Here is a 9,634-nt window from a genome sequence, read left to right as displayed (position 1 = left end):
GATTGTAAAGGGGGAGACGGTTTTCTCCCCCTTTTCCCGTTCACGTACCTCGATGAGGCATTTTCTGCGACTTGATGGTGAACGGAACCCCTCTACACCCTCCCGGAGGCGGTGCTACGCACCTGTCCGGGCTACTTTTCCCCAGCGTAGTAGCCCATCCGGTTAAACAATATCCACAACTTTGTTAAGTTCTTTTTCGTTATAGATAAGAACTTTTTCTTCTTTGCCGCCGACGGGCGATTTGTGGGAGCGTGATAAACACAAAACAAAACAGGGATTCAGGGGAATAACAATGCGCATTGCAAAAACAAAAATCGCGCTGGCGCTGGGCATGCTGGTGCTCGCCGCGCAGGCTCAGGCCGATCAATTAGCCGATATCAAAGCCGCCGGCGTGGTCAAAGTCGCCACCTTCGACGCCAACCCGCCGTTCGGTTCGGTAGATCCGAAAACGCATAAAATCGTCGGTTACGACGTGGACTTCGCCGAAGCGCTGGCCAAATCACTCGGCGTTAAGCTGGAATTGGTCGCCACTAACCCGGCCAACCGCATTCCGCTGCTGCAGTCCGGCAAGGCCGACCTGATCGTCGCCGATATCACCATCACTCCGGAACGTGCACAGGTCATTGATTTCTCAACACCTTACTTTGTGACCGGCCAGCAGTTCCTCGTTCCGGCAAAATCACCGGATAAGCTCGATGATTACAGCAAAGCGCGCATCGGCGCGGTAAAAGGCACCACCGGCGAACAGGCGCTGCATCAGCGTTTCCCGCAATCGCGCGTGCTCTCTTATGATGATATTCCGCTGGCGCTGACCGCCCTGCGCAACGGCAACGTGCAGGCCATCACTCAGGACAGCACCATCCTGGCCGGACTGCTGGCGGAAGCGCCGGACAAAGCTAACTTCAAAATCATCCCCGACCTGCTGAGCAAAGAAGAGATTGGCGTTGGCGTGAAGAAAGGCGAACCGGCCCTGCTGAAAGCGGTCAATGACGAGCTGGTCAAGCTGGAGAAATCCGGTGAGGCGGCCAAAATTTACGACGTCTGGTTTGGCCCGAGCACCAAAACCCCGCAGCCGCGCGCCTTTACTATCGAAGCGAAATAAGCAGAGAAAGATGATGTTATCGGCTCTATTTTCACGCTCCGCGGCATCGTCCGCGGATTTTTCGCATCTGCAGCGCGCCAGCATTGAGTTTCGCGATGTTGCCAAAAGCTACGGCGACCATCGGGTGCTGAACGGCGTTAACTTACAGGTTGAACCCGGCGAAGTGGTGGCGATCCTCGGCCCTTCGGGATCGGGCAAATCAACCCTGATCCGTCTGATCAACCAGCTTGAATCACTCAGCGGCGGCGAAATACTGATCGACGGCAAACCGACAGCGCAGCTCACCGGCAGCGCTCTGCGCCAGCTGCGCAGCCGGGTCGGCTTTGTTTTTCAGCAGTTTAATCTCTATGCCCACCTGACGGCGCAGGAGAATATCACCCTCGCGCTGGAACGCGTTCACGGCTGGGGCAAAAGCGCCGCCCGCGAACGCTCGCTGGCGCTGCTCAACCAGGTCGGCCTTGCGGATAAAGCCCGGCAGATGCCGGCCCAGCTCTCGGGGGGCCAGCAGCAGAGGGTGGCTATCGCCCGCGCCCTCGCCTCCTCACCGCAGATTATTCTGTTCGATGAACCCACGTCGGCGCTCGATCCGGAGATGATCGGCGAAGTACTGCAGGTCATGAAAAACCTCGCCCATAGCGGGATCACCATGGTGGTGGTGACGCATGAGATGCAGTTCGCCCGCGAGATTGCTGACCGGGTGGTGTTTATCGACGGCGGCGATATTCTCGAAGTCGCGCCGCCGGCCGAGTTTTTTGCCCGGCCGCAGCACGCCCGCACCCGCCGTTTCCTGCAAAAGGTGCTCGATCCGCTGCACCAGGAGAGTGAGGCGTGATCCCGCATCTCGACTGGCATGGCGTGCTGAGCGGGCAGCCGCTGCAATGGATCATCTCCGGTTTTCTCACCACCGTCTGGGTCAGCATCGCCGGGATGGTTCTGGCGACCGTGCTGGCCATCCTGCTGCTGGCACTGCGTCTCGGGGGCGGCAGGCCCGGTCGTTGGCTGGTGGCGGCCTGGGTTTCACTGTTCCGCAATACGCCGCTGCTGGTCCAGCTGCTGTTCTGGTATTTTGCCGCCTGGAATCTGCTGCCGCTGGGGGCGCGGGATTTTATTAATGACGATCGCAGCTGGTCGATTCTCCCGGGCAACGTCTGGTGGCTGACGCCGGAGTTTCTCTGCTCAATGTGGGGACTCGGGGTCTTTACCTCGGCGTTTCTGATTGAAGAGATCGCCTCCGGGCTGCGCGCCGTTAGCCACGGTCAGCGGGAAGCGGCGCTGTCGCAGGGGTTTACGCCCTGGCAGGAGCTGCGCCACATTCTGCTGCCGCAGGGGCTGGCTAACGCCTGGCAGCCGATTATCGGCCAGTATCTCAACCTGATGAAGCTCTCTTCGCTGGCGAGCGGTATCGGCTTTGCCGAACTGACCTATCAGGTGCGGCAAATCGAGAGCTACAACGCGCATGCGCTGGAGGCGTTTGCCGTCGGCACCGCGCTGTATCTGGCGCTTGGGGTGCTGATGGGCGTGGCGCTGACGCGTCTCGGTCCGGGAAGAGCTCAGCAAAGGAGAGCCGGTTATGAACGCTAATCTGGCGGTCATCGTTGATAACCTCGATTATCTGCTGTGGGGGCGGCTGGCGGACGGTATCCCCGGCGGCGTGGTGCTGACGCTGCTGATGGCTATCGGCGCCGCCGCGCTGGCGCTGCCGGGCGGCGTTCTGCTGGCAGCTATCGCCTGGCGCTACGAAGGGATCGTGCGGCGGCTGCTATTTCTGTGGGCGGAAATTATTCGCGGCATCCCGCTGATCTTCGTGATTTTCTGGCTGTGGTATCTGCTTCCTATGCTCACCGGCAGCGATCTCCCGGGCGCGGTCACCGTCACGGTGGCGCTGGCGTGGTTTACCGCCGCCTCGGTGATGCATTCAGTGCTGGCGGGCCTGCAATCGCTACCCCGTGGGCAATACGAAGCAGCGCTGACCCAGGGTTTCGCTCCCGGGCAAACGCTGCGCCTGATCCTGCTACCGCAGGCCCTGCGTAACGTTCAGCCGTCGCTGGTTGGGATATTTATCGGCCTGCTCAAAGACACCTCGCTGGCCTTTATCGTCAATGTACCGGAGCTGACTACCGTCGCCGGGCAGGTCAATAACCGGGTGCAGATCTACCCGCTGGCGATTTTTGTTTTTACCGGCGCGGTTTACTATCTGCTGTGCTGCGGACTGAGTCTGCTGGCGAATCGCCGATATGGGAGAGCGACCGGGTAGCCATCGGCCGTGGCGCGGTGAAGGATTATCGCGCCACGCTGCGTTTCCTGAGCAACGCGTCTCTTCTGCGCCGGAGCAAGGCTGCTTGATACTATTTCAGGTAATGCATTGATTTATATAATATATATTATTTACGACCCATAACATTTACGCTCGCCCGGCGAAGGGATAAACGGCTGCCGAGCTTAAATCTCAGATGGCTAATTTATTTATTTTAAAATCCAGTTTCACCTCCGCGTTACGCTGATGGGTATAAACCGTTTTGACGCTGCAGTTCTCAATTTTGGCAATAGATTTCGGCTGTATCCCCTGCGCAAGATGACCAATGATTTGCATCTCTTTACGGGTCATTTTTCCTTTTTTTATATCACTGCGGCGAAAACGACCGTTTATGGCTCGGGTCAGCTCATGGCGAATAGCGTATAAGGATTCCGTATAAACCACGCCTCTGGCCTGGCTATTGAAATACCAGTAATTGGCCAGCGCCTCCAGCCTGGTTGCGGCAATTAATATCACCTGTTTTTTCTCGGCGATTTTCAGCCATTGGTGTTCATGGCTGATAAAGTGGCTCATAAATTTAGGGCTAATATTAATAAACATAAACCCGTCGCGTAGTTCATCCAGAGATGGGTAGATCAAATCGCGGATATCAAAAATAATCGTGGATAATCCGTCAACAAAGTAGCGATCTTCTCTCGGCCAGATACATGACCGTAAATCAGTGAGATAGTCCATATATCACGCGCTCCTCATCCATGATTTGCCGCTTTCCTTAACGGGAAGAGTACAAAGGAAGGCGACTCCTCTGCCCAAAAAACGCCACTAAACATATATAAGATGAATAATTCAGATTTTATATAAAACAAAATAAAACATACGCATGGCATATAATTTGTATTTAAATGCGCAATCACAATATGAAACAGCCACTTTATGTTTCAGAAGTTATGTGTTTAATTAACACGAGTCAATATGAAGGATGGATGAAATGGCACTTCACAACTAAGAAATTAGAACCCCTAAAATAAAATGATAAAAAAAATTAGAGTATCTTAATTAACTTAAAAACAAGAAATCACAAAAAAACCATTAATTACAATGAGATAGAAAAAACATGACGCTTGAAAATAATTCTCAATTCATCTAATCCAGGAATTTACCCACCAGCCATTAGGAACTTTCTTAGGAAAAAACACATTAATAGAAAAAATTCATAGCCGGAACGATAAAGACAATTAGCATGAATTATTTAATGATGGAATATCATATATATTCGGGATACGAAAACATCATTTCATCACGTATCAAAGCGGACATAATGTTGATATTTTTTCGGCGCAAAATAACATCAAAAAAACATAAAAAATCAAAAATAGATCATTCTCAATGATGAATGTTATCCGGATGGCGAGCGCTGCCCGGCTACTTCACCGGACAGTCTTTTGTCATTTTAATAAATTTGTCGTTATAGATAATATAGTGGTTCCCCGGCTGGCGCAGCGAAGCCTTGCGGACAACGTCCCCGGGCCGCAAATACCATGCATCCCCTTCCTCTTCCGTCGTATCGCATCCGGGCTTGATCAGCAGCTTAAACCAGGTATTGCCGGTGTTGCTGACAGTCCCCGCCGCGCGATCGTAAGCCCATTTGAACTGTACCTCGCGCGGGCGAACGACGAGGATAGTGTCCATGACCACCACCGGATCCATACTCACTTCCGTACCGCTTTGATTACGCATTACGTAATTACGGGTCGGAATTTCCCGGAACGACACCCGATAATAGCGCTCGCGGTTATCTTTCGGGCCATGGTAGTAAAACTTAAAATATTCGCTCTCCCCCGCCTGTAGAGTGAGCTGACGCGGGGCAAACAGCAGCTCGCCGTCCGCCGGACGGGAACGCACCTCTTTGCCGCCGGGGCGGTCGATAGCGACGATAGAGACCCGATACAGCCGGGCGCTTTTATTGTTGTTGATAACCCGCTTAGCAGCGAAATTGTCTTCCGCTGCCAGCGAGAAGGTTAAATTCCCCACCGAGATAGCCTGCGCTGCTGTCGCCAGTCCCAGCGACAGCAGGCAGATCAGCATCCGCAGCAAATTAGTTAATGTTACGCCACGTCGCCTGGACATGAATTTCTCCTGAAGCACTCACTTCACCAAACCAGCCGTTATCATCCACCGTTCGCAGCGATATCGCATTATCCATCGGGATGGAAAACTTCACCGTCGTTTTGTCCATCTGCCCGACATCGCCGGAAATATCCGTCCATGGCGTGGTTAACCACAGGGCATCGGTCATATCGCGCCAGGTATCATCGCATCCGGCATCGTAAGTTTTGGTTGACCCGGTCTGCGTCGTAAACGCCAGCGTCGCCGGGAACGGCACCTTCGCCGTGCCGTCGGATGAACTAAAAATACAGTATGAACGCCCGCCAATAACCTGTGCCGGGCCGGTGACTTTAATCAGCACTTCATCGGCGGCGGTCTTACCGCTGGTCGTCACAATATAGCCGAAATCCAGCGACGGCTCGCCGCTGCCCACGTAGCCCTCCCGGGTCGGCGCCGAGGTGTACTCATCGGAAATAATGCTGATGCTGAAATCACGCGGCTTAATTATCAGGGTGTTAGAGGTTGAAAACTCGTACCAGCCAGACTCGGGCGAGGTGGTGTTATAGAAACGGAAATTAAACAGATCTTTGGTATTCACGTCGCTGATGCCCAGCGTCACCATCTGCTTAAAAAAGTTGCTTGAGAAGAAGACATACACTGAATCTGATGATTTCATCTCATTAAACGTATAGTACTGAGAGATGCCGCTCACCGGCTTCCATGAGTTGCCGTCGAGGCTGAACTGCATATCGTAGCTGCCCACCGCGGAGGCCAGCGCCGAGTTGCTGATAGCCGGGAAAATATGAATGGAGGTATTGCTGAGGCCGTTGGTTTGCAAATTGTAGTTCACCATTTTGCAGCTCAGACCGGAACGGGTACCGATAGTCTGGGTGCGACAGTCGGCATTGCCTTCGCCCAGCGTCGGAACCCCGTCGCTGTTGATAAACACTTCCGCCAGCGCATGGGTGTTAATCAGCTTCAGGTTTGCCGCTTTAGTATGGGTGACGTTACGCACGTACCAATACCCTGAGGCCTGATCTTTGCAGCGTGCGCCGCTGCTGGCATCGTAGCTCACCGACGTCATGCAGGAGTTGATGGTCATTGAGAAGCTGCTGCCCACCGACATCTGCTGCAGATACTGGTAGAAAGCATCGGACATCATGCCGTGCATCCACTTTTGTCCGCCGGTGGTTACCGTCGCGCCATAGAAGCCGTTGGCATCGGTAGTTTGCGGCAAGATCAGGCTGGTGGCCATATCGCAGCCCGCATACCAGTTGATACAGCGCAGGCCGAGTAAAGGGTGCGAAGCCGGTGAGTTATCCAGCCACATATCGAAGAACCAGTTGGCGTACAGGCCGGTGTTATAGCCGTTGTCGATATAGCCCAGGCTCTGCTGATAAATGGTGCCCGAGCCGTTATATTTCAGCCCGGTCCAGCGGTTAGCCCCGGTCATACGCGGGTCCAGCGCGCCGCCCGGGGTGACAAAGAAGTTATCATCCGAGTTGTTTTCCACGAAAACAAACTGCATGGCCGCCGCATCCGGCCAGGTGGTTTTGGTGACCGCGGCGTTGACCCGCGTCACGCACAGCGCCGCCGTTAACATCACTAAACATGCCAGCCACTTAGCTTTCATTACCTTCTCCTGTCGGCTGCACGCGGGCATAGGTGGAGAGGCCGCTACAGACCACATCGCCCACCCATACCGCGCCGCGCGCCTGGCTTAGCTCCAGCGCCACTTCGCAGCTCTGGTTTTTACCGTAACTGAAATCGATGGTGGGATACTTTTTATCCACGTCCATCACAAACTCACCGTTCTCATCGGTGCGGGTACGACCGATATGGTTATTAATCCGCGCATTGGCCAGCAGCGTGCCGTCTTCCGCGCGAATGCGCCCGGAGACCGTGACCATCTGCTTCACTTCCGGCTCAATCACCGCCACGTTCCCCGGATAAAGGGTCAGCTGGCTCTTGCGCCCGGTCACGATATCGTAGCTGTCGAGCGAATTTTTACTGTTCTGCAACTCCACTTCATAGCGGCTGTAGGGCGACAGCGGCAGGTAGTTGCGGTTGCCGGAGAGCTGAACAATGCGACCGTTAACTTTGGCGCTCAGCTTGCCGTCATTTTCCAGTCCGGTGTTGAAAATCACCCCGGCATTGCCGTCGGTGCGGCCGCTGGCGGCGATATTTTTCCCCTGCCAGCCCACGCTGCCGTTGGCGGTCAGGTTGGTGTTCACGTAGCCATCCACGCCGCTGTTCACGTTCAGCGTACCGGTGGAGTAGCGGGTATCAAACTGAGCATATGCGCCGCCGCTGAGGGTTTTATCATCGCCTGTGTCGCCGGAAATCGCCCGCGAAACGTTGGCGCCGATGGTACGGATGGTGCTGCCTTCATCAAACTGTTTACGCGCCGACAGGTTGGCCATGGTGTAGCCGTTCTGATGGGTCATCCCGGCGCTGAACCAGTTGCCGAGCGGCAGCGAGAAATCGAGCGCAATATACTTCCCGGTGCTGGCGCTGCTGTCGCCGTTATTAAAGCGCTGTATCCCTGCGCGCAGGCCCAGCGATCCCCAGGATCCGGTATAAAGCGTCTGGTAGTAATCCGCCGTGTAGTAGTGGCTGTTATAGCGGCGGTCATCGTTATAGCTGATGCTGAACGTCCCCAGTTTTGACCAGAGTGAATTGAGATTCAGCGTACCGCCGATAGCCCGGTTGTCGGCATTACTGCGCCGAATCCGGTCGCCAATCTGCGTTTTTTCCTGGTTGACCCACACCGAGCTGAAGCCGCCGGGCAGCGTGGCGCTGATGCTGCCGATGCTGCTCCACGAGCTGTCGCTGGCCAGCATATTCTGCAGGTTCACGTTAATGGACTCAGTGATCGGCAGGGTCAGGCGCGTCTCAGCGACGGCGTTGTTATCGTAACCGTAGCCGGTCGCCGCCCAGCTTAAGGTGCTGAGCGAACCGGAGGCCGAGGCGCCCGCCAGCCAGCTGTCTTTAGCCGGAAGCGTCTTTTTACCGCTCTCAGACCAGCGGTCCATATGGAAGCTGCCGCCCCAGAACTGCCAGGCCAGCGGCGCGCCGGCGCCGCGTCCGCGGCTGAACAATTTATTGACCCGCTGGGTACGCTTGCTGACCACCCGGCCGTTCACAATGACTTCAACCTCGACATCGTAAATGCCATACGGCAGGCCGCGCGTGTCCACTTCGTGGTTACCCATGGCAAAGTTCTGCACGCTCATCAGGCGCCCGTCGCGGGTGAGATGCACTTCCCCGGCGGCGGGTAAAAAGGCGACCACCGGCGTCGCCGACTGGGAGTTGTCGAACACCGTTGAACTGGCCTGGTTGCCCCATGAGGCGCCGTAAATCTTCCCTGCCGAAACGGCGGTCATCGGGCCGAGGGACTGTAAATTCCAGGTATCCAGCATCCCGCCCGCAAAACGATGGCCGGCAAAATCGCGTTCATACATCGCTTTATAGACTTCGCTGTCCTGATTGCCGGAGCCTATACCGTACAGCGAGCCGTCGAGCACCACGTGATGCTCGCGCAGCGCGGTGACGTTGTTCAGCGACAGATAGCTGGAGGTGTTGTTGCCGCCGTTGCGCATCTGGTTGTTATATACGCCGAGGTTATAGTTCATCGTGCTGCTGAGGGTATTGACGCTGGACTGACCGATATCTTCGCTGCGCGAACGCAGCACGGTACCCAGCGCCTCCTTTCTCACCACCAGCTGCAGCAGCAGCTGGCGCAGGCTGAGCTGTAGCTGCGCATCATCTGTCAGACTAATTTTGAGTTCTTTAGTGAATGCTTCATTGGCCAGCGCGGTCAGCTGCTTGCGGGTCTGTTCACTGACGGTGGCATTGTTATCGTTCTCTTCCAGCTGTATTTGCCGGACGCGCAGTACGCCGTTATCCAGCCAGATAAAAGCGTTGCCGATGCGCTGATCGTCCTGGGTACCGTTGCTGCCTTCGAGGTGAATAAACAGAGGAATGCTCATTCCGTCCTGCAGCGCCTGGCTGAAGGCCTGAGGGATAATGACGCCGCCGATTTGCTGTACTTTGTCAGCCGCGGCGGAAACGCTGAGCGGAACAAGCAAGATGGCCATGCCAGAGGCAAGGAGCACTTTAAGTCCTGGGGCAATCCCTGGTATAAGCATAGTTTTGGTCCGTCAGCACAG

The 9,634-nt window shown here is 55.3% G+C and carries 8 protein-coding genes; 4 read left to right on the top strand and 4 right to left on the bottom strand.

All coding sequences use genetic code 11. The features are described from left to right. Nucleotides 1–292: 292 nt before the first annotated feature. The 4 genes from HMPREF3178_RS10920 to HMPREF3178_RS10905 are packed head-to-tail and all read left to right on the top strand — an operon-like array spanning nucleotide 293 to nucleotide 3,356. Complete coding sequence (locus tag HMPREF3178_RS10920) at nucleotides 293–1,102, top strand: ABC transporter substrate-binding protein (RefSeq protein WP_004099328.1); 810 nt, start codon at nucleotides 293–295, stop codon at nucleotides 1,100–1,102. Nucleotides 1,103–1,115: 13 nt separating this feature from the next. Further along, a complete protein-coding gene (locus HMPREF3178_RS10915; RefSeq protein ID WP_004099327.1) occupies nucleotides 1,116–1,934 on the top strand; it encodes an amino acid ABC transporter ATP-binding protein in 819 nt (272 codons plus the stop codon). Beyond that, the gene (locus HMPREF3178_RS10910) at nucleotides 1,931–2,683 is read left to right on the top strand and encodes an amino acid ABC transporter permease (RefSeq protein WP_004099326.1); all 753 of its coding nucleotides are present in this window, start codon (nucleotides 1,931–1,933) and stop codon (nucleotides 2,681–2,683) included. Before HMPREF3178_RS10915 ends, HMPREF3178_RS10910 begins: the two co-directional genes overlap by 4 nt. Continuing rightward, entirely contained in the window at nucleotides 2,673–3,356 is a 684-nt protein-coding gene (locus HMPREF3178_RS10905; protein ID WP_004099324.1) for an amino acid ABC transporter permease, read from the top strand. Before HMPREF3178_RS10910 ends, HMPREF3178_RS10905 begins: the two co-directional genes overlap by 11 nt. Nucleotides 3,357–3,548: 192 nt before the next feature. Here the strand turns inward: HMPREF3178_RS10905 and ecpR are convergent, their stop codons facing one another. From ecpR to HMPREF3178_RS10885, 4 genes are all read right to left on the bottom strand, one after another. Then, nucleotides 3,549–4,091: an ECP biosynthesis operon DNA-binding transcriptional regulator EcpR gene (gene ecpR, locus HMPREF3178_RS10900; RefSeq protein WP_004099323.1), complete on the bottom strand. Its 543-nt coding sequence runs from the start codon at nucleotides 4,089–4,091 to the stop codon at nucleotides 3,549–3,551. A gap of 687 nt (nucleotides 4,092–4,778) precedes the next feature. Beyond that, complete coding sequence (locus HMPREF3178_RS10895) at nucleotides 4,779–5,483, bottom strand: fimbria/pilus periplasmic chaperone (RefSeq protein ID WP_004099322.1); 705 nt, start codon at nucleotides 5,481–5,483, stop codon at nucleotides 4,779–4,781. Beyond that, nucleotides 5,452–7,065, bottom strand: a complete 1,614-nt coding sequence (ecpD, locus tag HMPREF3178_RS10890) for a fimbrial adhesin EcpD (RefSeq protein ID WP_224226431.1) — start codon at nucleotides 7,063–7,065, stop codon at nucleotides 5,452–5,454. The genes HMPREF3178_RS10895 and ecpD overlap by 32 nt, the downstream gene beginning before the upstream one ends. Before the next feature lie 19 nt (nucleotides 7,066–7,084). After that, nucleotides 7,085–9,613 (bottom strand): fimbrial biogenesis outer membrane usher protein, encoded by a 2,529-nt coding sequence (locus tag HMPREF3178_RS10885; protein ID WP_004099320.1) that lies wholly within the window; start codon nucleotides 9,611–9,613, stop codon nucleotides 7,085–7,087. Nucleotides 9,614–9,634: the final 21 nt, after the last annotated feature.

Source organism: Klebsiella sp. HMSC09D12, from assembly GCF_001808475.1.
GTDB classification, from domain to species: Bacteria; Pseudomonadota; Gammaproteobacteria; order Enterobacterales; family Enterobacteriaceae; genus Klebsiella; species Klebsiella oxytoca.
This window is presented reverse-complemented; position numbering and strand designations above follow the sequence as displayed.